Source organism: Desulfosporosinus lacus DSM 15449, assembly GCF_900129935.1.
GTDB lineage: Bacteria > Bacillota > Desulfitobacteriia > Desulfitobacteriales > Desulfitobacteriaceae > Desulfosporosinus > Desulfosporosinus lacus.
The window spans coordinates 190270-213472 of the sequence record NZ_FQXJ01000003.1; the positions used below are offsets into that span (position 1 = coordinate 190270).

A 23203-nucleotide genomic window follows, 5' to 3' on the forward strand; every position below is an offset into this window, starting at 1 on the left:
TTCGTAGCTTTAATATATTATGGGCAAAAAGGAGTGGCGCAATGGATACAGAGGTAATCGCGACATCGGCAGTAAAGACCAGTGTTTCCATTACAGACTATCTTTCTCCTTACATTAGCGAACGAGACAAAGAGCCCATCTGGGACGGCAACATTTATGTTTTTTCTCATAAACGCAAATCAAATGAATTTTGCAAGGGTCGAGTCCCTGTACAAGTTAAAAGTAAAGAAAGTATCGACTTGACAAAAGATACAATAATATATCCTATCCGAACAGATGATTTACGCAAGTATCTAACCGAAAACGGAGCTATTTACTTTGTGGTTTATGTTTCTCAGGATGGTAATACAAGGATATATTATACTGATTTGCTTCCGTTTAAAATAAAACAGTTATTAAGTAAGGCGAGGAAACAAAAAACAATATCAGCCTCCCTAACGCAGTTTCCTACAGATAATACTGAAAAGGTTGATTTGTTCTTTAATTTTTTAAGGGATAGAGATCTGCAAAAAAGCATCAGTAACATAGAGATAATGTCTGTAGAAGAATTGTCAAAAATGGGGCAATTAAAAGAGATGAGTTTTGGATTTACAAGCACTCGAAATGAAAATTCTCCATTTGACTATCTCTTTAGTCATAGTGTATATATTTATGCGACTACTCCATTGGGGCTTAAAATCCCTGTAGATATAATGAGCGACCTAGTTTTTGCTGGGACAACTCTGGAAAACCCGGTTTTTTGTAATGGCAAACTATACTATGACAATTATGAAGTTGTCCATAAAAAAGACTCTGGAGAATTACATTTTGGAAAGAGCACCATTATTAAATTTAAAAAACTAATGAATGATCTAACTCTAAAGTTTGATTTAAAGGGAACACTTCGACAAAGAATTACCGACGAGGCTTTTTTGATAAATATGTTTGAAAGTCTCTCTATTAATATTGGGGATATTAATTTGCCGTTTAAACCAGCTAATCCAGTGGAGATTAAGAGGTTTAGAATAGAGGAGCGAAAGGAGCATCTGGAGCACCTTAAAAATGTACGATTAGCATTAGATGAGGTTGGAGTAAAGGATGACTTGGATTGTTCAAACTTATCAGATGTAGATGAGGCAAATATAAGGTTACTGATAGAAGCCTTTGTTCATCACAAGGCAGTCTCGTTTGGCAATTCTGAAGTTATCGAGCCTATAGGTAAAATGACGATTGCTAATCTTTGTATTATGCTTATTGCGAGAAAGCAAGAGAACAACTTGTATCTTCTTTCAAACTTCTTTAATGACAATATAGCATTACGTGTTAAAAACGAAGAGTATGGCGAGTTTGATACATCACAATACACAATCATGAATAAAGAAAATTTTCTTCAGCTCTCTAACATTGATTATGAAGCTATTTACAATGATATTTTTATAGTAAAGTGTAGCAAGCTATTTCATGGACAAGTTTTACACCTTCTTCTGGATATGCTTCTTGCTTATGATGAGAGTGTCTTGAAAAATAAAGAGTTATTAAAAGCAGCCCAGAAGCTTTCTGAGTGGTTAATAGCGTCCTGCAACGATAATGAAAATATTCATGCAATGTTGTTAAATTACTTGCAGACGATTAAACGCAATAGACCTCTTAATGAAGACGAAATAAAGCAACTATACTCATTGGTAGAAAATGGTAATGTGAACGATAATATTTTAACAGCAGCATATATACTCTTGGGAAATTCGAGTGGGGCAAAACTTCATTATGATAAGTTACCTCCAAGCGAAAAAGAAAAATTCGTTAGATTTCCTATTTATAGTCTTTGGAACAGAATTTGAGATAAGTCATTAATTCCGGGTTTAATTAAAGCATGGAAGGCTTCTATACATGCATTGTAGGGGGTTCCCTTCTTTGAGGAACTGTGAATAAAATGGGCTGCTGGAGTACCCTCTAAATAGCTTTTAGAGACAAACTGAACTCCTCTGTCGCTATGGATTACTACAGGCTGACTAATTTTTTGATTCATTATAGCATTTTCAAAGGCCTTTAATACATGTTCTGTGGATAAACGATCCAATACCTGCCATCCTATAATTTTCCTAGAAAACAGATTCATCACACTCGTCAGATAGGCAAATCTAGATAGGGTGTAAACATAGGTTATATCCGTAACCCAAACAGTGTTGGCTGCCTTCGGATTAGAGTCTGGGGGAGCTCCTGGTGATGTATCCATCCGGTAACTCGGCATTCCCGCAACTTAGAATTGATGAAAGTGGTTTATTACGCTGAGGGAATACCTAAAAGTTAAACGGCCATCCAGGGCCGGAAAAATCATTTTTACGGGGGAAATTAGATGTCAAGTAAGGCTGATGTGTTTATTATTGAGTCTTTAGATTGGAAAGATGAAAAAGATAATCTATACGAAGGAAAATTTTTGTCGCAAATATTAGAATTCGCAGGTAAGAAACCAAGGTACTATTATATCCGGACGAAAAAAGAACTAAAAATGATTTTAGGCAAATTCTATGAAAGTGACTATAGGTATCTCCATTTATCATGTCATGGTAATAGTACTTCTCTTTATACCACGTTAGATGAAAAGATTTCTTTCTCCGAGTTTGGTCATATTGTTGGACCAAACTTAGAGAAAAGGAGATTATTTATCTCAGCATGCTCTGCTGTAAATGAACAACTTGCAAAAGAGATGATTCCCCGTACCGGTTGTTATTCTTTAGCTGGTCCTAAAAAAAATATTGAATTTCGTGACGCAGCAATTTTTTGGGCATCATTTTATCATTTAATGTTTAAAGAGAACCCTGGCAAAATGTCTCCAAATACAATTAAGACTATACTTCAGAATGCAGCTAATATGTTTAACGTACCAATTAATTATTATTATAAAATTTCCGACCAAGATTCTTTCGGAACAAAAGAAATTAAACCTCAGAGTATCTAGGAATAAAGGAGACTGATGATGTGGTTGCACCATGTCAAATCTCACCAAGCGATGGAGCCAACTGAAATGGTTGCCTAAATAATTACCACTTACTGACGAGTTCCGAAGTGAAAAAACAAGAGGCGATGAGTGTGAACCTTACTCAATTGTCATTCATCTGATGTCTCTACGATCTCTCAGTGGGGCCATGATGATCTGAACACACCATCTAGCGCTTTACAAACCTGATGTCATGGAGCCCCATAAGACGTATTATGTATGCTGCAAATAGCAGATAAGTATAAGAGATAATATACATTATCTCTTGGGTTCTTGAGTAACCGTGATAGGACTGTTTTTAGAAAAGCTTATGGCCTGAGGGTTTCAAACACTATGCTCGCAGCCGTTATGGTCGTTAAGTGTCGAAAAACTCAGGAGATAAGATTTTAAGCCCAAAACATAGGAGGAATCCCAGGGCGAATCAAAAAGAAAAAGAGGTGATGTCTTTGCCAACGACCAACGTCCCAGATCTCAACGCATGGTTAGAACATCTTCATCATGCCAACAAAAGTGAAAACACCCTTAGAGCCTATCGGCAGAGAGTGCTGCGTTTTGCTAAGTGGTATGAATCGACGAATGGAGAAACACTTACTCATGAGCGTGTTACTCCTACAGACCTGCGTGAATACAAATCCTACTTATTAATCAACCTTAAGCGTTCTCCATCGACAGTCAATCTTTCCTTCGTTGCTATTGCAAACTGGCTGGACTTTATCGGTCAGAATATACCAATGCCATCATATGTGGAAGAGGTACGCTCTGCACCTCAAGGGCTAGAGAGGTTGGACCAACGCTCACTTACTCGTGCTGTGGAACGCGAAAGCATACCACGAGATATTGCACTGATTACGCTCATGCTAAACACTGGCCTTCGTATTAGCGAAGTGGCCGCTTTGGATATTGACGATCTCATTATTGGGGATCGCTCCGGAAGTCTTAAAGTACGGCAGGGGAAAGGGGGTAAATTTCGCACAGTGCCCCTCAATAGCGATACACGGAAAGTCCTGACCGATTATTTGAACGGTCGCACAAGTGGGCCGGTATTTTTAAGTCAGCGGGGGATGGGAACTGGACGTCTAACGGCCAGCGGGATTCGGCAGGTTATCGACCAGTACGCTTATCTAGCGAAACTACCGGAACTTCACCCCCACTCACTGAGGCATACGTTTGCCCGGAATCTACTGAAAACTGGTGAAGGACTGGAAATGGTCGCTGAGATTATGGGGCACAAGAGTTTAAATACTACGCGAATTTATACTCAGCCGTCTGAGCAGGATAAGGCGAATGCAGTGGAGAGACTGTCCTTAAGTCATTAGAAGTGTATTTTCGTTCCAGCTAAAAATATGTTATTATTTGGGTGATGTGAAGAGGGTATATTTACATAGTGTAAATCAAAACTAAAAGACATGTTGTATGACCGTGCACTTCTTAATACTGCCAAGAGTATTATGGATAAAATTAGTAAAAGGAGTGCTGACCATGCATATGATGTTTCATACAGTAAAGCGAGGGGAAACCCTTTGGAAGATAGCTCATCATCACCACACTTCCATTCAGCATTTAGTTCACATGAATCCTTCGATAAAGAACCCTAATCTGATCTATATCGGTCAGAGACTGAAGATCCACTTAGGAATTGCCTAATTAATGGGATCTCACTAGAGGCATCCTCTTCTGGTTATCTCCAGTACTGTAAAGCAAGGGCAGTGTCTCCACAACGGAAGACACTGCCCTACTTGTTGTGTCTTGATTTCAGTTACTATATTTTAAGGATCGTCCCCTCGAAACTTCTATTTCGCCGCTTGTAGTTGCTTCTTCCTTTTATTCTTTTTAGATACATGATCTTTGTTTATCTCTTCCATATACTGAATAATATGCTCCGCGAGAGCCACCGATTGGTGGCTCTGCCACACCGAAATATGAACTGACCCCCAAAATTTAGACAAAATAGTTCAGGTAGGGCTTCGCCCTAGAGTTTATCGCTTTAGTTCTCCTCAAAGGAAATAATGAGGGACGAAACTAAAATCCGTCCCTGCATTTCCCCAGGCAGAACCAATTTGGCGCTCAGGTTGCTCTCCAGCATTGCCCTATCCTCCGATAATTGGCAAGAGCCAATCATAGTCTAACCAATGTACGTTTGTTCCCATTCTTTTATCCATTACGCAGTTTCCTGTAACAATCTGTATTCTATTGGACTCATATAGTTAAGCTTTTTCTTTATTCTTTTGTGATTATAATACTCTAGGTACGCATGAAGTTCCTGAACAAAATGTTCCACGGACTCAAATTCCTGGTTATAAAGTAATTCAGATTTTAGGTGGCCAAAGAAGTTTTCCACTACAGCATTATCTAAACATGTAGCCTTTCGCGACATACTCTGGTGGATTCCTTTCCCCACCAAAGCCTCTTGATAGGCTGCCATGCGGTATTGCCATCCTTGATCTGAATGTAGTATCAGACCGGTATTGTCAGGTATCTTTTTAAAGGCCCGATCTAACATTCCCATAACCTGTGAAAATCGAGGATGATTTGAAATGTCGTAGCTGATAATTTCTCCATTATACAGATCCAATATAGGAGATAAATATATCTTCTGGCCATAGAGATGAAACTCTGTAATATCAGTAACCCACTTTTCATTGGGTTTTGCTGCTTGAAATTCGCGGTTTAACAGGTTTGGGGCAACTTTTCCTACATCACCCCGATACGAGTTGTATTTTTTTATTCGTACAAAGCAATGCAGGTTTAATTCTTTCATTAGTCTCATCACCGTTTTATGATTGATGACTAAACCTTTTTTCTTTAGCTCAGCAGTTATCCGACGATAACCATAACGCCCCTTGTTATCAGTAAATATCTGCTTCATTACAGGGCGAATCGCAGCATACTTGTCCAGTTTGCATTGGGATTTAGTGTAATAGTAATATGTGCTTCGAGGAATACCCGCTATTTTTACCAGCTCATTAACTTTATATTTACGCCTTAGCTCGTGTACTATTTGAGCTTTATCCTTGTTCGTGACTTTTCCTTTTTCCGGACTAAGGCGTTTAATTTTTTTAGATACTCATTCTCCATTCGTAACACGTTGAGTTCATTTTGAATTTCATCAGGTAATGAGGATTCGTCCACCTTGGGATGCTTTGACCTCCGTGGTGTTACTAGGGTTTTATGATCTAAGATTTGAATGGGTGGAATTTCATCAATCAACGTACTTTTATGTTTTGAAACATCGGAGTTAAAATAATCCTTACCTTTTTCGAGATACAAACGTATCCAGGTTTGAACCATCTTATGAGTTACACCATATTTTCGTGCGGTCTCTCTTTGACCCATATGATTGGTTAGCACTTCTTCAACTGCACTTAGTTTGAAGTCTCCAGAGTAGTGCTTCAGTTTTTGACCCTTGATAACCATCTTGAAACCCCTTTCATAAACAAAATGATTATATCATAATGTCCAATATTTGGGGTTCAGTTCAAATATTCATATACCATTGTCATTGAATATGCTCCGTGAGAGCCATCAAATGTGGCTCAGCCAAGAGCGTATCGGGGGGGCTGTCACGTCGAATATTCAGTCATGTCTAGGTTAATAATGGGCGAATAAGTGTGAAATAAATCTGGATATTTGTCCAAAATCCATTTGCTCAGACACAGGATGGATAGAGACTGCATACCAATCAATCGTATGTCTCCCTAATCAAATTACTGTAAGGATTGAAGGAGTGAATAATTGTGGCTCAGTACTAAGCGTATTGGTGGTGCTACCGCACCGAAATATTCAAAGGAGAGAAAGGGGATGGGATTTTTGGTACTCCAGAAGAGGTCATGCTTAAGTTGATTCTATCAAAGGCGTCAGTGCTTTAACGCATCATTTGATGTTCTCCTGAGCCTTCTGAACTGTCTAAGTTACCTTGCATGGGTGTTGGTATAGATTCTAAAGCCTCACCGCTCTCATGTTGGCTGCCAGGCATAGTGTATCCGGAAGATGTTGACTCATCAGCTTTGTTGGGTAAGGATTGATTTGATCCAGACTCGGAGGAATCAGTGGGGGTACTTTCACCCGTCATCGAATTACCCATTGAGTTGGAATTTTCTTCATGCATCCCGTTTGGAGGGGATATAATCATGCTTTCTTTAGGGAAAAGTGACAGTAAGGTCGTATTTGCCTCGGCCAACATATGATGGGTATCCTTCGAATTAGAACCATCCGTAGTGACAATCAATCCCTTTTCCTGAATTCGCTTATAAATTTGATAATGATTGACACTCATACCAAGGCTTTGAGCTGCGTTACGGGTAATTTCATCTGCCTTAATAACCATCATGTTAGCAGAGATGCTTTCATTACGCATATGGCGCTCGATGGATTCTCGGAGTTTACCCTGATCGATAACATCGACTGGTTGGTCATCCAGCGGGATAATACTTGTCAGGATCAAGGGGTTAGCTTGATTAAAGACACCTTGTTGATGCGCTCTATCGATGATCAAGTCTACAGCAGTATAGAGGTCCATCCCTTGAAGCTGTTGATTGGCGGGTGAATCTCCGGACCTTTGCGTTACATCAATTGCCTTAAGAACTTTAGCATCACGGTTAATTAATAATTCTATGCTAGAGTCCATATCGATCACAACAGCAGCCACAGCCGTATTAGGCCCAGAGATAAAGTTGAAAACACTTAGCGACAAGGCGAGTAGCAGGATAGCAGCCACAGAACCAAATTTGAGGAGTCGATGTCTTAAAGGTTTAGGCTCAGGTAGCTCGATTTCAAGGACCTGTCCGAGAGTAGGAGCGCCCTTAGGCGTTTTAATTTCTAGATAGTCACCGCTTTCAGTGTAAAGAATGGTGACTTTTTTTGATGTCTTCATGACAATGCCCGATGTCTTTTTCATTAAGCTAACCCCTCTCTTGGACGATAGAGTCCATCTGTGTAAAACCTTTCAAAGACTCGAATTCTGGGTCTGATAGGATTAGAGTGGTTGCGATGAGATATTTTCTACCCCTTTCTAGAACCTTTCGCTTCACGCCGGTAAGGAGTTCTAACTCTTTAAGCGGTAAAAGCCTTGTTTTAGTCAGGTGTTTTAATAAATTTGAGTGTTCACAAAGTTCTTGGGCGACTCTCCAGAGAGTTGCCTTACTGTCTTTATGTTTTGGGGAAGCTTCAACTAAGTCTTCGAATATTATCCCATACTCGGCTAGTACGGTGGTATAGCTTTTCACCGTTTCAGCAAAATCACTTTTTTGTTCATCCTCTTTATAGTGTTTAAACGAGGCGGCTGATTCATAATCATAGAGATCATCTTTGTCAGGCTCCATCGGGGTAAGCGAGAGCACTTGATGTTTAGACTCTTTGCGAAAGTAGTCAATCAACCGTCTCGTAATCACCGTTTTAGCAAAACCATAGAAAGACGCCCGATCGTCAGGGTTAAAACTGTCGATCGCTTCATTAAAAGCAACTAACGCGATGCTTAGCTCCTCATCATGTCCCCAGGTGAGATAGCGTTTACAGAGGGTGGAGCTGATCTTGATCATAAATGGTTTGTGATTTTGTATAAACTCTTCTCTAGACAGTTCGTTTCCTTTTTTAGCAAGTAGTAAAGTTTGCTGAATCGTTACTTCTGGCACTTCAACCCCTCCACTTAATAGATTAACTTCGTATATGTAACTGAAATTTGGGGGGTACCCGGTGAAAAAAGCTGCTAAAAAACTTAATCCTTAACACTTTAAGAAATGGCTGGAACAAGCAAGCATAATATTTCTAACCAGTGCTGATCAGCTAGGCTTAAAAACTAGATCAAGCAGCTAGACTGGGATGGGACATGAGTAGACTGGTAAGATGAATCTTAGTGAAGCTGGCATTATTCTTTTTGATTAGGATAAAATAAGGCTCAGACCATTAGGGTCTAAGCCTTTAGACGTCTTGCTGAGTTTAAAATCTAGTTAATCTCCAAGGACCTCTAGCGCTAATTAGTTTTCTTCTATAACAGAGCGTTTCTTTTTTACAAGTTGACCTACTAACTCAAGGTAGCATTTATATATGAAGTTCCTATGAAAAACTTATGAATTTCTTGTGAATAGAGAATTAGGAAAATTGGTCTAATTTGACTGATCCCTCCTCAAACTAAGTTTGCGGGTATGAGCTCAAAATCAGCAAGCCATCTGTGGTACATTCCATTCTCCATTCTTAAATCATAAAAAAGAGTCTGTGGAATAACCTTAACCACTTTGACAATCATACCCTTATGAATCATATGAGGATGCCCTTGATCATTTAATATCCTGACAAACACCCCCTTCTGATGGATTCCATTACAATTAGGGTTAGAATTAACGGCCTCCAACTCAGACCAAGCAAACCACCGATGGAGTTCCCCATTAGGTAATTGAACTGCATAAAGCCCCTCTACTTTCGGTGAAACTATAGTCGCTTTAGTTCCGCTTTGAATCTCCGGTGGATGAATTGCGAGGGATACAACTTTATCACCTGGCTTAAATCCAGGATACCCCATGTATCTGTTGACCAATATAATCAACTCCTTGCGTTTAATTTACTATATTTTACTGAGTCATAATCATTCTGTTACTTATCACTCAATAATAAAAACGGGCGGAGGATAGTGTCTTAAGTTGTTAATTATACATTAAGAGCCTATCTAAAGTGGGTAGCTTGATTTGCTTTCTTTCTTTCTTTCTTTTGGGGTTACCTTAGATGTTTTTCAGGGCAGCCCTTTTTTTAGTGCGCGAACCCCTCTCTTGACGATAGAAGCACCTCATCATGTCCCTAGGTGAGAGATCGTTTACAGAGGTTGGAGCTGACCTTGTATTATTAACGGTTTGTGATTTTGTATAAACTCTCTCTAGAAAGTCCATTTCCTTTTTTTGGCTAGTATCGAAAATTGCTCAATCATTAATTCTGGCAATTCAAACCCTCCATTTAATAGATTACTCTCGTATTATCTGAATTTAAGGGGGTACCAGAAAAAAGTAGGTTAAGAAAATTCTTAACCTACCCCTCGAAAATGCAACAGGTGTACGAATACTTTGGCGACACAGGAGGTGACAGTCAGACAATAATCTCAAACTTGTATTAGAATCGGAGAAAGCAAACACTTAAAAAACTTAGTTTGAAAGGATTGAATGAATTATGAAAAAGAGAGCTCTAATGGTTTCATTATCAATGGCTATGGTACTGGGAGTGGCTGGGGTCGTAACCGCTGCAACAAGTGATAACAATACCACGGACCTGCAACCAATGACGCCAAATACTCAAACCTATATGGATAACAAGGATGTCACAAGCACAGAAGTTGAGCAGGTCGAAACCGCTCAACCTACTCAAATAGTTCCAGATAAAACAGATATCTCCGATCAAATGAGGAATTCTAACGTGTCCATGACTGATCAGATGGAAAACCTGCCAGCGAATACTCAAATGCAAGATATGTCAGTAAATACTCAGATGCAGACTATGCCGATGAACACTCAAATGAATGACCAGATGAGAGATTCCCAACATATACAAGAAATGGCTGAAACGAACCACCAGGACAATTCCAAATCTTCTCAGCAGTCAGTCCAACAATCAAGCGACAAGACTATGATGGGATCTATGAGAAGATAAATCCCTGAACGTGGCATACCCGAGCTTAGAATATTAAAGGCTCAGACCATAAATATGGGTCTGAGCCTTTAATCATTTCTTCAAGCCTGTAAATTCATAGAAGTCTTCTTGGCCCGATTAGTTAATCGTATACGCCATCAAGGAGAACTATCAAAAATTTAACATTGTGAAAGTAACTTAAAAGAAAAAGGCCCATGGGCTGCCTCAATGCAATTATTGCGTTCTAACGGGTGAATAAAGGCATAAGATAGAGTTTACAGCCAATGGACCTTAAGTAGGTATTGGTTTATTTGGTAATTAAATCATTATTCATGCTTAATTCATTGCAAATCGGTTTCTGGGCACACTGAGATACGCCTTGATCCATTTTTTGAGCACATTGTGCTACAGCTTGACCACCCTTAGTTGTAGCCATTTGGGAAACTGCTGTTGATGCAAAAGCGACGTTGGAGAAAGCCATAATCATAAATCCAGTTGTAATTATTGTGAAAATCTTTTTCATTATTATTACCTCCATCTTTTTCTTGGGACAAGTTCTAAATGAACTATAACGAATTAAAATGAAAAACTCATGTATAAGTTGTGAATAACTTATGAACATAACAAGTGAGCATGGTTTTTTTGAAAGAGAACTGCATCCTACATAATTGACAATGTATTCAGAGATAATATGTTGGAGTTTAATAATATAATTGAAGGAGGGATTTATTTATATGATGGGTGGTTGGGGCTATGGGGGGTATGGAAGTGGCGGCTATGGGATGATGGGGATGGCGGGATTTGGAATGCACCTCATCTTCTGGATTGGGATTATTTTGCTGGGAATCTATATTTTTCGGCGTACTGATTCGCACAATCATACTGGAGGGCAAAGTAAATATAGTGGAATGGACATCTTGCGTGAACGATATGCGCGTGGTGAAATAGATTCGACAGAGTATCAGAGCCGAAAAAAGGATCTAGAGGGTAAATGAACAGAAGACAATAAAAAGCGACTGAGGATTTTTAACCTTAGCCGCTTTAATATGAATTATAACTAACTAATGGCATAAGTTATGAGATTTATTATTCATATAATCATTTCGGTTAGATCATAATACTAGTGAATTTAAAACAAAGGAGGAGTTCTAACTATGACTGGACACGCTAAAAAAATGTCTCAACCTAACGGTGGGATCAAATGTGTCGTAAACACATGCCATTATTATGGCTCAGGGGATCATTGCTATGCAGATAAAATCGAAGTTCAATCTCCAAATGCAACGAGCACTGAAATGACTGACTGTGAAACTTTTCTCCCCGAGTAATTAATGGAGCGAAAGAGTCACCCGTTGGATCAACGGCTCTCAGCTCAGGTAAGTTTATAAAGACAAACATTATCATTAACGAAGGGCCAGCCTTACAATTATCGCTGGCCCTTTTCTCAATGCGTGCTAAATATACTTACTTTGCCACTATACTTGTCATCATTCCGCCATCCTCATGGTCAAGTATATGGCAGTGCAGCATCCACGTGCCTGGATTAGTCATGGTAAAGGCAATATCTACATACTCGCCAGCAGGGACATTAACAGTATCCTTCCAGGTTTCTCGCTCAGGTTTGCTACCGTTCAAAGAAACAATCTGAAAAGCGGTACCATGGATGTGAATCGGATGATCCATTTCTTCTGCGGTACTTACATCCTTGTTCCACAAACGAAGTTTAACAACTTCCCCCAACTTTACCGCTATTGGATAAGTATCGGGATAGGACTTTCCGTTAATGGTCCAGCGCATCATGCTATCCATAGCGCCTGATTCAGTGGCTGGCATGGGCATAGACGTCATATCATGCCCACCCCCCAGGTTACTAGATTGCCCATTAGCCGCCATATCCATCACAGAGTTAAGGGTCAGCGTATAATCAGGGGTACGGTTATCTATCTCTGGTATAGCTATGGACTGAGGAGGAACAAAAGGTGATAGTACCGTTGAAACCTGACCTACCTGATAGTTAATAGGAATTTTAATTCCCAGTTCGCTGCGCTCACTTTCTATCAGATAACTTTTCTCTTCCTCCCCCACAGCTGCTACTTCGGCATCAATTCGTTCAGCGGGGGACAGGGTAATCGTATCTGTTTCATAAGGTTCTGCCAAGGGATGACCGTCGGTGTGAGTGACACGGAATTTATGTCCGCTAATTTTGATGGTATGGACAGCTGCTGTAGAGGCATTGATAAAGCGCAATTTATGCAATTCCCCTTTGCGCAGTACAAGTGGCTCAATCGCCGAGTCCGTTTTTCCATTCACTGTCTCAACATTACCGAATCTCTCCATATCCCCTCTAGCGGTGCCTTGTAAGCGGTTACCCTTGGCATCTAGATACCAGTCATCCAAAACGAGCACATGATCACCACTATACAAGTCATCCTCGGGAGCTTTAATAATAAATGGGGCATACAAACCATTATCAACTTGGTCTAGTACCGGGCGGTAGTGAGAATGATACCAGTATGTTCCAGAATCATTGACCTTGAACGAATAAGTAAAGCGCTTGCCTGGCTCTATGGTCTTTCCTGGCCCATCCTGATCATTGGGAACCACGAGACCATGCCAGTGGATATTTGTTGAAGTAGGCAGATTGTTAATACCGGAGATGCGAACAGTATCGCCTTTCTTCACTACTATCGGCATACCGGGAACAGTGCCACCATAACTCCAAACGTTTGTTGTCAATCCTGCCCGTATTTCCCACGCAGTTTCCTTGATATCTAAGTTAAATTCCGTTGCTTTTACCTGTGGAGTAGAAAAGAAGTAGTATGCCCCACCTAAAACTGTCAATGCAAACGCAATTATAATGACTTTCTTTTTCATTCTTGTCGCCTCTTCATTCTCTTTTTTGTAGGTAGATAATATCTATTGTTTCAATTAGAGATATTAATATTACATACTACAATAACAATGTGAATAACTAATGAAGATCGAGCTTAACCTGGTTGTGAAAAACTAAGTTAACTTTGGTTAAGTAAGAAGAGAACAGGCAGCATTTAAATGCAGTCTGTTCTCGTTATATTTCGCTCCCAAATCATTTTGAGTATCGGCAGATAATGCGACTTCAAGTTCCTCCCGTATCCATACTAACGAAAATGTCTGCCTTTCCGATTTTTCATAAGTTATTCATAGGTGATTCATAACTTAGTCATATTCGCTTGTTACAATAAACCGGTAGAAGCTAGTCAAAGCTAAGAGTGACAAGGAGGAAATAATAGAAGATGCTAACTCAATGTACCATCGCCAAGGTGACAAATCTTAACATACTAAGGAGGAACACATATGAATGAGTGCGAAGCGGTTCAGGACAGAAAAAAGGATAAAGGTATCATTAAAGCCATAGGTTCAGTTTCTTTTGCAATTGTTGCTTCTTCCCACCATTGGGTTCATACTCTTTTAATCGCATTGGGTCTAACTACTCTAAGCTCAAGTCTATTATCGCTATCTCCGCCAGTAAAGATTATCTTCTTAGTGGTTTCTCTTGTGTTTTCAGCGTGGTTTATTCGTGTTGCTAAACGTAAATGGAGTTATGACCGTCCTGCTGCATGGGTTTATCTTATATCTTCAGTTATCTCAATTGTCTTGGTAATGACAGCCTTGCCACAAGCGATCTCAGACGTTTTCCCACCGTCTCAGCAACAGCAAGAGCAAGGGAAAGATATCCACGGGCATTAATGTGTTTTGAAAGATTATAAGTGTTTCAATAATACTGGGTAATTGGAAAAAGGGTCGTGTCTCCGCTGGGAGTTACAGCCCTTTAAAATAATTACAACTTTTCTAATAAGAAATTCACAAGTTATTCATAAGTTTATCGTATCATTGAGTCACACTAAGTACAGGATCAATTTTATCAGTATACCCATTGTGGTTGCTTTTTTTAAACTTCAACATATAGGGTAGCCCCCTATACTATAGTTGAAATGGTGGTGAATCAATGAACGGACTGGTTAAAAAGATTTCTTGTTGCCAAGATATGACGGAAAAGACAGTAAACTCAGGAGTCATCATGACGAAAAGACGATCCAGCAGCTCATCGTACGGATGAACCGGATCGAGGGTCAAATTCGGGGCATTAAAGGAATGATTGAGCGCCGAGATTATTGTGATGACGTCTTAAATCAAATCTCCTCAGCTCAGGCTGCCCTTGACGGGGTATCGAAGTTACTTTTGGAAAAGCACATGAAATCATGCGTGAGAGAACGTTTAGAAACTGGAGACACGGAGGTAGTAGACGAAGTACTAAAAACAGTGTTTCGCATGATGAGATAATCATCGGTCAATAATAAACAGCAAAAGGGTATCTGAAACAGATTGCTAGTTGGAGGGAAACGTTATGAGTGAAACAACAAGAAGCGAACATTTGGCTCAGGTAAGTTTGCCGGTACAGGGTATGACTTGTGCCGCTTGTGTGGCAAAAGTGGAAAAAACCTTAAAAACCATGACCGGTGTGCAAGAAGTGCATGTGAATTTGCTTTCGGGTAAGGCGGCTGTGACTTATGAGAGTAATCAAATCGGAGTCCCCCAGATGGTTAAGATGATTCAAGACATCGGGTACGAGGTGCCGGAGGAGGAAGTCTTGCTCACGGTGCGCGGTATGAGTTGTGCGGCTTGTGTCGCTAAAGTCGAAAAGACTATCAAGGGGATGCCGGGAGTAACCTCTGTGGTCGTTAATTTACCGGCTGAGTCAGCCAAGATAAAGTTTTACCCCGGAGCCGTGGATAAAACCCGGATCAAAAAAGAGATCCAAGCTATGGGTTATGAAGCTAGCGAGAAGGTAACAGGCCAGGAAGCGTTAGACCGAGAGAAAGAGGCGCGGCAAAAGGAACTTCGGTTCCAGACTCGCAATATGTGGATTGCTTGGCCATTAGCCAGTTTGGTGATGATTGGTATGTTCCGGGATATGTGGATTTTCCCTTATTTTGTGCCAGAGTTTCTGGGCAATGTTTATGTTCTTTGGGCAATGACTACACCGATCGCCTTTATTCCCGGTTGGCAGTTCTTTAAACACAGTTGGAACGGTCTAAAACGTGGCGCCACGGATATGAACTTACTCTACGCAACAGGGATTGGGGCCTCTTATCTTATTGCCACCATCAATACCTTTTGGCCCGATGCTGGATTTGGCGGGCGGGGAGCTGCTTTTTTCGAGTCAGCCGCTTTGCTGACTGCATTCATCGTTTTAGGGCGCTATTTGGAAGCGCTCACCCGGGGTAAAACTTCGGAGGCGATCCGCAATCTGATGAGCTTGCAGGCCAAAACAGCGCGGGTGATCCGCAATGGTGAAGAAGTAGAGATTGCCGTCGATGAGGTGGAGATCGGGGATATTGTGTTTGTGCGGCCCGGGGAAAGCATACCGGTGGACGGCGAAGTTACCGACGGTTATTCAGTGGTTGATGAAGCGATGATCACCGGGGAAAGCATGCCGGTGGAAAAGCGCGCCGGATCACAGGTCACTGGTGCTACCATAAATAAGACGGGTTCTTTTAAATTCAAGGCAACCAGAGTTGGTGGCGAAACCGCTCTGGCCCAAATCATCAAAATGGTGGAAGACGCCCAAGCTACCAAGGCCCCCATCCAAAAACTAGCGGATTTTGTAGCTGGTCATTTCATTGCTGGGGTACATGTCCTCGCTTTGATAGTCTTCTTCTTCTGGTTCTTTATTGGTTACGATGCTTATTTCTTACCGACAAGCCAGTTTGTTTTCTCGCCCTATAGCTTAGCGGAAGTCGGTGTCTTTGGTTTCGCCCTGCTCTTGTCAGTGACGACCTTGATCATTTCTTGCCCCTGCGCTCTCGGTTTGGCTACCCCCAGTGCAATAATGGCCGGTACGGGTAAGGGGGCGGAGAACGGTATTTTATTCAAAGGGGCCGATGCAGTAGAATCCAGCAGCAAGCTGAATGCGGTTATTTTCGATAAGACCGGGACGCTAACCAAAGGGGAACCTGCTGTGACTGACGTCTTTACGACAGCGGGCTTTGCCCAGGATGATGTGTTAAGGCTGGCAGCGATCACGGAAAAGCCATCTGAGCACCCATTAGGTGAAGCGATTGTACGCGGGGCCAAGGAAAAAGGATTGTCTGTTGGAGATACAGATGATTTTGAAGCGATACCGGGACATGGTGTGCGAGCAACTTATCAAGGACAGACAATCTTGATGGGAAACCGCCGATTGATGAAGCTGCAGAAGATCGATATTGGAAACTTGAACCAAAAAATGGAACAGTTCGAGGAAGAAGGCAAGACTGCTATGCTGATCGCTGTTGACGGTAAGGCTGCTGGGATCATCGCAGTGGCGGACATCCTCAAGGAAAATGCTAAAGAAGCCGTGGAACGCTTGCAGCAAATGGGTGTGCAAGTCGCGATGATTACCGGGGATAACCGTCGGACGGCAGAAGCCATCGCCCGGCAAGTGGGAATCACGACAGTGCTTGCAGAAGTGCTGCCCCAAGATAAGGCCGCCGAAGTAATCAAGCTTCAGGAGAAAGGTCTGAAAGTAGCCATGGTTGGGGATGGGATCAACGATGCTCCAGCCTTAGCTCAGGCCGACGTGGGAATTGCCATTGGTTCCGGTACAGACGTTGCCAAAGAAACAGGCGATATTATCCTCATCAAGAGTGATATCCGCGATGTAGTAGGAGCCATTGAAATCGGGAGAGCTACCATGCGCAAGATTAAACAAAACCTGGTCTGGGCTTTCGTTTACAATATCACAGGGATCCCCTTAGCAGCGGGTATCCTGTATCCATTCACAGGGTTTTTAGTTAGCCCGGAACTTGCTTCCTTCTTTATGGCCATGAGTTCGGTATCGGTAACGATGAACACACTCCTTTTAAAACGCTACCAACCATCGTTCCGTAAGGACCAGTTAAAAACCAGTGCGCACTCGGTACCCCAACCACAAACAGCACGCTAAGGAGGAGGTTTTACTATGAACGAGTTAGAAGCAAAAGCCGCTAGGAAGTCTTTCGTGGTTTATACTGCGCTTTCGCTGGCGATAACCCTTATATTTCTGGTCATCACGTGGGTGAACGGAACTACCTATACTGCTGTGGCCAGAATTGGCGGCATGTTTTGGGTTTTCATCCTGAGTATGATTGTCTTTATGCCGATCGTCATTCCGGTGATAAAGAAGAAGGTCATGGGATAAAGAATGTGGATGCTCAAGAAGTGACAGTGTTATTTATGACATCTATCCAGGTTTAAGTGGCAAAAACAGGTCATAGAACTGTCCAAATGATAGAGGAATAGTTAGTAAACTAACTTTGATTTTAAAACTGTTCTGAAGGAGGAAACGAGGTTTGCTGCAAACTTTATTCAGTGTTGGGGGATTTTCTCTTGGATCTTACGGTGTAGTGGTTGCCCTAGCGATATTAATTGGCTTAGGGGTAGCCTATCATTTGGCCTTTTCTGAAAAGGAATACCGCCAGCACCTTATCGACTTGGTTCTTTTTGCTGTAATCGGAGCCATTATAGGAGCCCGTGTTTGGCAAGTCCTTTTCTACGAGTGGGAGTACTATTCTCTCCATCTCGTCGAAAGCTTCATGATATGGCACGGAGGCATGGCTATTCAAGGAGGTTTGGTTGGCGCTTTCATAGTGGGATGGATCTATACTCGTAAGTATAAGCTTGATTTTTGGAAAATGGCTGATATTGCCGCCCCAGGGATTATCTTGGGGCAAGGGCTGGGAAGAATTGCTTGCTTTCTTAATGGGGATGCCTATGGTAGTCCGACGAACCAAGGCTTTGGCCTAGTTTATCCCCCAGGTACTCCGGCTTATGAGGCTTATGGAAGCGAACCCTTATGGCCAGCAGAGATATGGGAAGGGCAATGGGACATGATTGTTTTTGCTCTGATCTTAATCCTTCCGCGTTGGCTCAAACTGCCGAAGGGTATCCTCTTTGTCAGCTATATTGTACTCTATTCACTGGGACGGTTTGGATTAGAATTTTTACGAGGGGATGGCGCACGTTATCTATTCAACTGGACTTCAGCACAATGGAGTAGTATGGGGATGATTGTTATAGCCCTTGTTTCTGCCGCTGTATTGACGTTGTCAACGAGGACTGCGAAAAACTAGATTAATGATATATAAAATTGAAGGAGGCTGAATCGTTATGTTAGAGTTCTTAAACCAATATGGATGGTATTTTCTTATCTTCGGACTGATGTTCTTTATGCATCGACGAGGTGCGGGTGGGTGCTGCGGAGGACATCAACAGGATAAAAAGGATCAACAGGAAAAGCTGGGGACTAAAGATCCCATATCCTTTGAACAAAAGAAGTAATTCGAAAGGTAGCCTGCGAAAGGACGATGATCGATGCTCATCTTGAAGGGGAAGAAGTCAAACGGCATTGTAGGAAAATACAAAAGTATCATTGATGCACGAAAGATCTTTTCCGACGCTCAAAGATATCTTACCCAGAATCAAGTGGAACAGGAGCTCATCCTGGTAGAGGGCGATCGTGTTGTAATGATATGTATGCTCAGAATGTTTAGTAACCAAGCCTCATTATCTCCTACCTAACGAACTAAACACATCGTTTCTTTAATTAAGAATAACCGAAACTGTTAATGCGTGAATGGACAGAGGGATTCTGAATATCAATCAGGGTCCCTTCGTCATGACTTCCTCCATGCCTTTTCATGCTTTTATTGAACCCGAGCGTAAAATTCATAACAAATTCATAACTCATTCACAGCTTATTCGAATTGATTAGATATACTTTGAGACATGAAGTCAGAGTAGTTGTGAAAATATTCTTGGGTAAAATTAAGGAGGAAATATGATGAATAAGAAAAAATGGATTGTTGGATTATCAATTGCAGGCGTGATGGCGCTTTCGGGTACGGCTTTCGCCCTAAACTCTGGGTCAGTAGCCGCCCAATCCGTCGGACAAACATTGGGTGTAGCAACTGTTGCTACAACTCAAAATCAAGGAACTGTCAATGATACCTTGGGAAGCAGCGAGGTAAATTCTAAAACACCGTCTTCTCCGACCAATGAATCGAATACAGTTACTACTCCGGAGTCCAATGGCTACAGAGCAGGTTACGGTATGATGGGAGGACAGGGTGCTGCTGGAACTGGTGGAGGTTACGGTATGATGGGTGGACAGGGTGCTGATGGAACCGGTGGAGGTTACGGTATGATGGGTGGCCTGGGTGCTAATGGAACCGGTGGAGGTTACGGTATGATGGGTGGACAGGGTGTTGCTGGAACCGGTGGAGGCTATGGTGTGATGGGTGGACAGGGTGTTGCTGGAACCGGTGGAGGCTATGGCGTGATGGGTGGACAGGGTGTTGCTGGAACCGGTGGAGGCTATGGCATGATGGGCGGTGGTTATGATGCAAAAAGCTTAGGTATTGATCTAACAAACGGCGAAGTCACCACATCGGATCAAGTAGTAGCCATTACGAAGGCGTATACTCAAAAAACTAACCAGGATGTTGTCGTGGGCGAACTTCATGAATTTGCAAATGGATTTGAAGTAGAGCTCAAAGAGGGAGCGACAGGAGCTAAAGCCTATGAAGTGTTTGTTTACAAAAAGGGCGGACAGATCATAACTGAAATGGGTCCCAATATTATGTGGAACACCAAATACGGACCTATGAATTGGGGAAACACTGGGACGGTTACGGTCAGTGAAGAACAGGCTGTGAAGAGCGCTCAAGAGTACGTAACTAAAATGGGTCAAGGATATTCAATCGGAAAACCGGAGCTAGCGCCTGGGTACTATGAGTTCATGGTTCAAAAAGACGGCAAGGATTACGCCGAACTTAACGTTAATGGATACACAGGCCAGGTTTGGCTTGAAAACTGGCAGGGACCCATTATTAAAACTATTGATGCAAAGTAAAAAGGGAATTAGCTAACGATAAACTAAAGGGCAGTGACTTCTTCAGGGAGAAACTGCCCTTTGGCACGTTTATGCCGATTGAACACAAGGAATAAATGTATGGAGAGAGTACTGTTATTGTCTTATTCTAGTCTAAAATTGTTCAATGTTATGGACACTAAGCCTTGGTATTAAGTATTATTGTTTATGTTTTACGCAAAGTTAACTGGGTTAATTATGTAACTGTGAATTTTCGCATCACTTGTAGGCAATGACGAAGATCCGCCGTTACTTTTCAATTTTGTAGGATAAAAAACCTCCCACAAATATAGGAGGAATGCTATAAAGTTGTTTAAAGGAAACCCTTGTCCCAACTGCCACGGCAAATGCCGAAAGCCTATATATAATTGATAGATAGGGACCGGAACATGTCAAGATTTAGTAGCTGAAAAGGCGAAAGGAATCCTTGCCTTGTTCTTATAATCACAAGTTTTGGGGAATTTACGATCAGTTTAGCTATTAAGTTAAATGGATACCTCATCAAGAAAAAAGGCAAACCTATAACTTATCGCAAAAAAATTTGTGACAAGTTATTATCACAGAGCTTTTGAAAAGTGAGGACGTGTGAGGGCACGTAATAACTAAAATGGAGGAGGGAAACACGACAATGAGAAATTTATACAACTCCTTTATGTATGCCTCCAGGGCGCATGCCCAGTGGGAGATCGAAACTTCTTTTGAAATTATTAAAAATCGCAAGAAATTATTGATACTGCTCATAATGGCCCTGCCCCTACTCATTCCGGCAATGGTCCACGCTGCATCTACTTTGCCGGCCTTTATTGGAGGCAAATCAGCCTTCGGCCCGTCTTTTTTTTCACCTGCAACTTTTTACGGCTCAATAGCCGTGGGTGTCATTGCTGGTCTTATCACAGGTGCCATAGGGGCAGGCGGAGGCTTTGTCATCACCCCTGCGCTGATGAGCCTAGGAGTAAAGGGTATCCTAGCAGTAGGGACTGACATGTTTCACATCTTTGCAAAGGCCATCATGGGCACCACACTACACAAAAAAATGGGTAACGTTCATGTGGGTCTAGCCATCGCCTTTTTAGTTGGTTCTGGACTGGGGGTCACAGGGGGCGGTAAGTTAAATCGTGCGTTATTTAACTATAACCCTGTAATAAGTGATTTAGTAATAAGCTCCATCTACGTGGTTCTGCTGGGATTCCTGGGCGTTTTTGCTTTTAGCGATTATTTTAGAACCAGGAAAAGTAGAGGTGGCGACGCTCACGGAGGCCCAGAGAAAATGCCAGCGTTGGGAGCAAAGTTGCAAGCCATTAACCTTGCTCCGATGATTAAATTTGATGAGCACGTCGTCCCCGGCGGGAGAAGGATTTCCGGCGTCTTTGTAGCAGTATGCGGAGCAATAACGGGCTTTTTAGCTTCCATTCTCGGTGTTGGCGGCGGTTTCGTCACCTTCCCAATGTTTGTGTACGGACTGGGGATCTCTACTGCAACAACTGTAGGTACTGATATTTTCCAAATTATCTTTACAGCTGGTTACGGTTCCATATCACAATACGCCGTCTACGGTTACGTGTTCTATACACTAGCCATGGGTATGCTACTGGGTTCGTTACTAGGGATCCAAATCGGAGCCATCACCACGAAAGTGGTCCCAGGTAGTCAGATCAAAGCCTTCTACGCCTTGGCCATCTTGGCGGGCTTTGTCAACAGACTCTTTGCATTGCCTGAGAAATTATCTCAAATGGGCTATATTTCCCTATCTACCTCGGCGGGTGGGTTATCACTACGCTTGGAGTATGGCTATTCTTCGGCTTAGTTACCGTTTTTGCCACCTGGATCATAGGCACGTTTATCATGAATATCCCGAAGCTTCGGGCCGAGTCTGCCGAAGAGAATAATGTCAAGGCAACCAAAGGAGGTGTTACCTAATGAGTGCAGTTCGAAACAAGAAGACTTTTACTATTGGCCTTGCACTGCTTGGAACGTTTGTGCTTGTCTTCATTGGGATGATGTCGCCAAACTTCGGTAACGGCAGAAATGGTCTGGTATACGCCGATGATATGTTTAACTCTTTGTCTAAGGGTTCTGCCTATTTTATCATGGAGGCTCAGGAAGTTGCTGAGAGTCAAACTGGAAAAGACATTAACCTCACCGTTAAAGCTTCATCATCTGAAGACGCCTTTAAATGGGCTAAATTGTACACTGCGGCTGGTGTAAGCGCGACTGTTAATGAGTCTTCGGTAACTATCGATGGAGATTTTGGCAAAATCTTAGGCTCCGTAGTGGCTGACAGTGACTTTATGTATCACAATGATAGCAAATCATTGGAAACCAAATATGGTTACGATGGTCGTGAAGCAACCTACAACTGGTACAGTTCTTTAAAGAAAATTGACTCCTCACTAAAAGCTAAATCACAGTTTCAAGAGGGAGCTGCCTTGATTAAAGTGCTGCAAAAGGCCGTTGAGCCGGCATACAATTACTACGGCGTTGAAATAAAGCAGGTTCGTGAGAATAAATTAAGTCTCACCTTTCTGCTCAGCTTCTACCTTGTCTACACCATGTGGTACGGATTTGGACTGTTCTATTTATTTGATGGACTAGGTATTGTCGTTTCCAAGCCGAAGAAGACGTCTTAAATTAGGCATTGCTAGGATGCCACTGATAAGTATAAAGAAAGGCTCAGACCGATTTTATCAAGGTCTGAGCTT

At 41.9% G+C, this 23203-nt stretch carries 24 protein-coding genes and 1 pseudogene; 18 read left to right on the top strand and 7 right to left on the bottom strand.

Annotated features, from left to right (window positions below; translation table 11 throughout):
• Positions 1-41: 41 nt before the first annotated feature.
• Positions 42-1817: a DUF4365 domain-containing protein gene (locus BUB11_RS00990; RefSeq protein WP_073027156.1), complete on the top strand. Its 1776-nt coding sequence runs from the start codon at positions 42-44 to the stop codon at positions 1815-1817.
• On the opposite strand, the gene BUB11_RS00995 is transcribed toward BUB11_RS00990, so the two are convergent.
• Entirely contained in the window at positions 1793-2212 is a 420-nt protein-coding gene (locus BUB11_RS00995; RefSeq protein ID WP_159436880.1) for a DDE-type integrase/transposase/recombinase, read from the bottom strand. The genes BUB11_RS00990 and BUB11_RS00995 overlap by 25 nt on opposite strands.
• 120 nt (positions 2213-2332) lie before the next feature.
• Here BUB11_RS00995 and BUB11_RS01000 point away from each other — a divergent pair, with 120 nt between their 5' ends.
• The 3 genes from BUB11_RS01000 to BUB11_RS01010 all read left to right on the top strand — a co-directional run bounded on the left by BUB11_RS01000 (position 2333) and on the right by BUB11_RS01010 (position 4618).
• A complete protein-coding gene (locus BUB11_RS01000) occupies positions 2333-2935 on the top strand; it encodes a hypothetical protein (RefSeq protein WP_073027158.1) in 603 nt (200 codons plus the stop codon).
• A 485-nt stretch (positions 2936-3420) separates the two neighbouring features.
• Positions 3421-4290 carry a tyrosine-type recombinase/integrase gene (locus BUB11_RS01005; RefSeq protein WP_159436881.1) on the top strand — a complete coding sequence of 290 codons (870 nt, stop codon included), beginning with the start codon at positions 3421-3423 and terminating at the stop codon, positions 4288-4290.
• Between the two features lie 169 nt (positions 4291-4459).
• On the top strand, positions 4460-4618 hold the full coding sequence (locus tag BUB11_RS01010; protein WP_242947410.1) for a LysM peptidoglycan-binding domain-containing protein: 159 nt from the start codon (positions 4460-4462) through the stop codon (positions 4616-4618).
• 514 nt (positions 4619-5132) lie between these two features.
• On the opposite strand, the gene BUB11_RS01015 is transcribed toward BUB11_RS01010, so the two are convergent.
• Positions 5133-6367, bottom strand: a protein-coding gene (locus tag BUB11_RS01015) for an IS3 family transposase (RefSeq protein WP_427846294.1) whose coding sequence is annotated in 2 segments (ribosomal slippage) — positions 5133-6022 and positions 6022-6367 — 1236 coding nt in all. Because the reading frame shifts where the segments join, the coding sequence is not laid out codon by codon here.
• Between the two features lie 232 nt (positions 6368-6599).
• On the opposite strand from BUB11_RS01015, the gene BUB11_RS26485 reads away from it, so the two are divergent.
• Entirely contained in the window at positions 6600-6809 is a 210-nt protein-coding gene (locus BUB11_RS26485) for a NusG domain II-containing protein (protein ID WP_282433973.1), read from the top strand.
• Between the two features lie 27 nt (positions 6810-6836).
• Here the strand turns inward: BUB11_RS26485 and BUB11_RS01030 are convergent, their stop codons facing one another.
• From BUB11_RS01030 to BUB11_RS01040, 3 genes are all read right to left on the bottom strand, one after another.
• Entirely contained in the window at positions 6837-7868 is a 1032-nt protein-coding gene (locus BUB11_RS01030; RefSeq protein ID WP_073027164.1) for an anti-sigma factor domain-containing protein, read from the bottom strand.
• A 4-nt stretch (positions 7869-7872) separates the two neighbouring features.
• Positions 7873-8601: an RNA polymerase sigma-I factor gene (sigI, locus tag BUB11_RS01035; protein WP_073027166.1), complete on the bottom strand. Its 729-nt coding sequence runs from the start codon at positions 8599-8601 to the stop codon at positions 7873-7875.
• Between the two features lie 491 nt (positions 8602-9092).
• Positions 9093-9500, bottom strand: coding sequence for a hypothetical protein (locus tag BUB11_RS01040; protein WP_073027167.1), 408 nt, complete (start codon positions 9498-9500; stop codon positions 9093-9095).
• Positions 9501-10120: 620 nt separating this feature from the next.
• Here BUB11_RS01040 and BUB11_RS01045 point away from each other — a divergent pair.
• The gene (locus BUB11_RS01045; RefSeq protein ID WP_073027169.1) at positions 10121-10597 is read left to right on the top strand and encodes a hypothetical protein; all 477 of its coding nucleotides are present in this window, start codon (positions 10121-10123) and stop codon (positions 10595-10597) included.
• Positions 10598-10883: 286 nt separating this feature from the next.
• Here the strand turns inward: BUB11_RS01045 and BUB11_RS01050 are convergent, their stop codons facing one another.
• The gene (locus tag BUB11_RS01050) at positions 10884-11099 is read right to left on the bottom strand and encodes a hypothetical protein (protein ID WP_073027171.1); all 216 of its coding nucleotides are present in this window, start codon (positions 11097-11099) and stop codon (positions 10884-10886) included.
• Positions 11100-11313: 214 nt separating this feature from the next.
• On the opposite strand from BUB11_RS01050, the gene BUB11_RS01055 reads away from it, so the two are divergent.
• Together BUB11_RS01055 and BUB11_RS01060 are read left to right on the top strand one after the other, a co-directional pair.
• Positions 11314-11571 carry an SHOCT domain-containing protein gene (locus BUB11_RS01055; protein WP_073028148.1) on the top strand — a complete coding sequence of 86 codons (258 nt, stop codon included), beginning with the start codon at positions 11314-11316 and terminating at the stop codon, positions 11569-11571.
• 159 nt (positions 11572-11730) lie between these two features.
• Positions 11731-11904 (top strand): DUF1540 domain-containing protein, encoded by a 174-nt coding sequence (locus tag BUB11_RS01060; protein WP_073027173.1) that lies wholly within the window; start codon positions 11731-11733, stop codon positions 11902-11904.
• Positions 11905-12040: 136 nt separating this feature from the next.
• Here the strand turns inward: BUB11_RS01060 and BUB11_RS01065 are convergent, their stop codons facing one another.
• Positions 12041-13450, bottom strand: a complete 1410-nt coding sequence (locus tag BUB11_RS01065) for a multicopper oxidase family protein (protein WP_073027175.1) — start codon at positions 13448-13450, stop codon at positions 12041-12043.
• 459 nt (positions 13451-13909) lie between these two features.
• Here BUB11_RS01065 and BUB11_RS01070 point away from each other — a divergent pair, with 459 nt between their 5' ends.
• From BUB11_RS01070 to BUB11_RS01110, 10 genes and pseudogenes are all read left to right on the top strand, one after another.
• On the top strand, positions 13910-14302 hold the full coding sequence (locus BUB11_RS01070) for a hypothetical protein (RefSeq protein ID WP_073027177.1): 393 nt from the start codon (positions 13910-13912) through the stop codon (positions 14300-14302).
• A 285-nt stretch (positions 14303-14587) separates the two neighbouring features.
• Positions 14588-14896 carry a metal-sensitive transcriptional regulator gene (locus BUB11_RS01075; RefSeq protein WP_073027179.1) on the top strand — a complete coding sequence of 103 codons (309 nt, stop codon included), beginning with the start codon at positions 14588-14590 and terminating at the stop codon, positions 14894-14896.
• 64 nt (positions 14897-14960) lie between these two features.
• Positions 14961-17540 (top strand): heavy metal translocating P-type ATPase, encoded by a 2580-nt coding sequence (locus tag BUB11_RS01080; protein ID WP_073027181.1) that lies wholly within the window; start codon positions 14961-14963, stop codon positions 17538-17540.
• Positions 17541-17555: 15 nt separating this feature from the next.
• Positions 17556-17774, top strand: coding sequence for a hypothetical protein (locus tag BUB11_RS01085; protein WP_073027183.1), 219 nt, complete (start codon positions 17556-17558; stop codon positions 17772-17774).
• A gap of 151 nt (positions 17775-17925) precedes the next feature.
• The gene (gene lgt, locus BUB11_RS01090; protein ID WP_073027185.1) at positions 17926-18705 is read left to right on the top strand and encodes a prolipoprotein diacylglyceryl transferase; all 780 of its coding nucleotides are present in this window, start codon (positions 17926-17928) and stop codon (positions 18703-18705) included.
• Between the two features lie 37 nt (positions 18706-18742).
• The gene (locus BUB11_RS27710) at positions 18743-18913 is read left to right on the top strand and encodes a hypothetical protein (protein WP_200797849.1); all 171 of its coding nucleotides are present in this window, start codon (positions 18743-18745) and stop codon (positions 18911-18913) included.
• A 33-nt stretch (positions 18914-18946) separates the two neighbouring features.
• A complete protein-coding gene (locus BUB11_RS01095; RefSeq protein ID WP_073027187.1) occupies positions 18947-19153 on the top strand; it encodes a hypothetical protein in 207 nt (68 codons plus the stop codon).
• 262 nt (positions 19154-19415) lie between these two features.
• Positions 19416-20486: a peptidase gene (locus tag BUB11_RS01100; RefSeq protein ID WP_073027189.1), complete on the top strand. Its 1071-nt coding sequence runs from the start codon at positions 19416-19418 to the stop codon at positions 20484-20486.
• Positions 20487-21132: 646 nt separating this feature from the next.
• Positions 21133-22421: pseudogene (locus BUB11_RS01105) on the top strand (sulfite exporter TauE/SafE family protein).
• Positions 22421-23131 carry a hypothetical protein gene (locus BUB11_RS01110; protein WP_073027191.1) on the top strand — a complete coding sequence of 237 codons (711 nt, stop codon included), beginning with the start codon at positions 22421-22423 and terminating at the stop codon, positions 23129-23131. Before BUB11_RS01105 ends, BUB11_RS01110 begins: the two are co-directional and overlap by 1 nt.
• The last annotated feature ends 72 nt before the right edge of the window (positions 23132-23203 follow it).

What these genes read in the sequence shown, in the direction of transcription:
- BUB11_RS00990 (WP_073027156.1), top strand. Translation starts at nt 42, where the DNA reads ATGGATACAGAGGTAATCGCGACATCGGCAGTAAAGACCAGTGTTTCC.
- BUB11_RS00995 (WP_159436880.1), bottom strand. Translation starts at nt 2,212, where the DNA reads ATGGATACATCACCAGGAGCTCCCCCAGACTCTAATCCGAAGGCAGCC.
- BUB11_RS01000 (WP_073027158.1), top strand. Translation starts at nt 2,333, where the DNA reads ATGTCAAGTAAGGCTGATGTGTTTATTATTGAGTCTTTAGATTGGAAA.
- BUB11_RS01010 (WP_242947410.1), top strand. Translation starts at nt 4,460, where the DNA reads ATGATGTTTCATACAGTAAAGCGAGGGGAAACCCTTTGGAAGATAGCT.
- BUB11_RS01030 (WP_073027164.1), bottom strand. Translation starts at nt 7,868, where the DNA reads ATGAAAAAGACATCGGGCATTGTCATGAAGACATCAAAAAAAGTCACC.
- BUB11_RS01045 (WP_073027169.1), top strand. Translation starts at nt 10,121, where the DNA reads ATGAAAAAGAGAGCTCTAATGGTTTCATTATCAATGGCTATGGTACTG.
- BUB11_RS01050 (WP_073027171.1), bottom strand. Translation starts at nt 11,099, where the DNA reads ATGAAAAAGATTTTCACAATAATTACAACTGGATTTATGATTATGGCT.
- BUB11_RS01055 (WP_073028148.1), top strand. Translation starts at nt 11,314, where the DNA reads ATGGGTGGTTGGGGCTATGGGGGGTATGGAAGTGGCGGCTATGGGATG.
- BUB11_RS01060 (WP_073027173.1), top strand. Translation starts at nt 11,731, where the DNA reads ATGACTGGACACGCTAAAAAAATGTCTCAACCTAACGGTGGGATCAAA.
- BUB11_RS01065 (WP_073027175.1), bottom strand. Translation starts at nt 13,450, where the DNA reads ATGAAAAAGAAAGTCATTATAATTGCGTTTGCATTGACAGTTTTAGGT.
- BUB11_RS01070 (WP_073027177.1), top strand. Translation starts at nt 13,910, where the DNA reads ATGAATGAGTGCGAAGCGGTTCAGGACAGAAAAAAGGATAAAGGTATC.
- BUB11_RS01080 (WP_073027181.1), top strand. Translation starts at nt 14,961, where the DNA reads ATGAGTGAAACAACAAGAAGCGAACATTTGGCTCAGGTAAGTTTGCCG.
- BUB11_RS01085 (WP_073027183.1), top strand. Translation starts at nt 17,556, where the DNA reads ATGAACGAGTTAGAAGCAAAAGCCGCTAGGAAGTCTTTCGTGGTTTAT.
- BUB11_RS27710 (WP_200797849.1), top strand. Translation starts at nt 18,743, where the DNA reads ATGTTAGAGTTCTTAAACCAATATGGATGGTATTTTCTTATCTTCGGA.
- BUB11_RS01095 (WP_073027187.1), top strand. Translation starts at nt 18,947, where the DNA reads ATGCTCATCTTGAAGGGGAAGAAGTCAAACGGCATTGTAGGAAAATAC.
- BUB11_RS01100 (WP_073027189.1), top strand. Translation starts at nt 19,416, where the DNA reads ATGAATAAGAAAAAATGGATTGTTGGATTATCAATTGCAGGCGTGATG.
- BUB11_RS01110 (WP_073027191.1), top strand. Translation starts at nt 22,421, where the DNA reads ATGAGTGCAGTTCGAAACAAGAAGACTTTTACTATTGGCCTTGCACTG.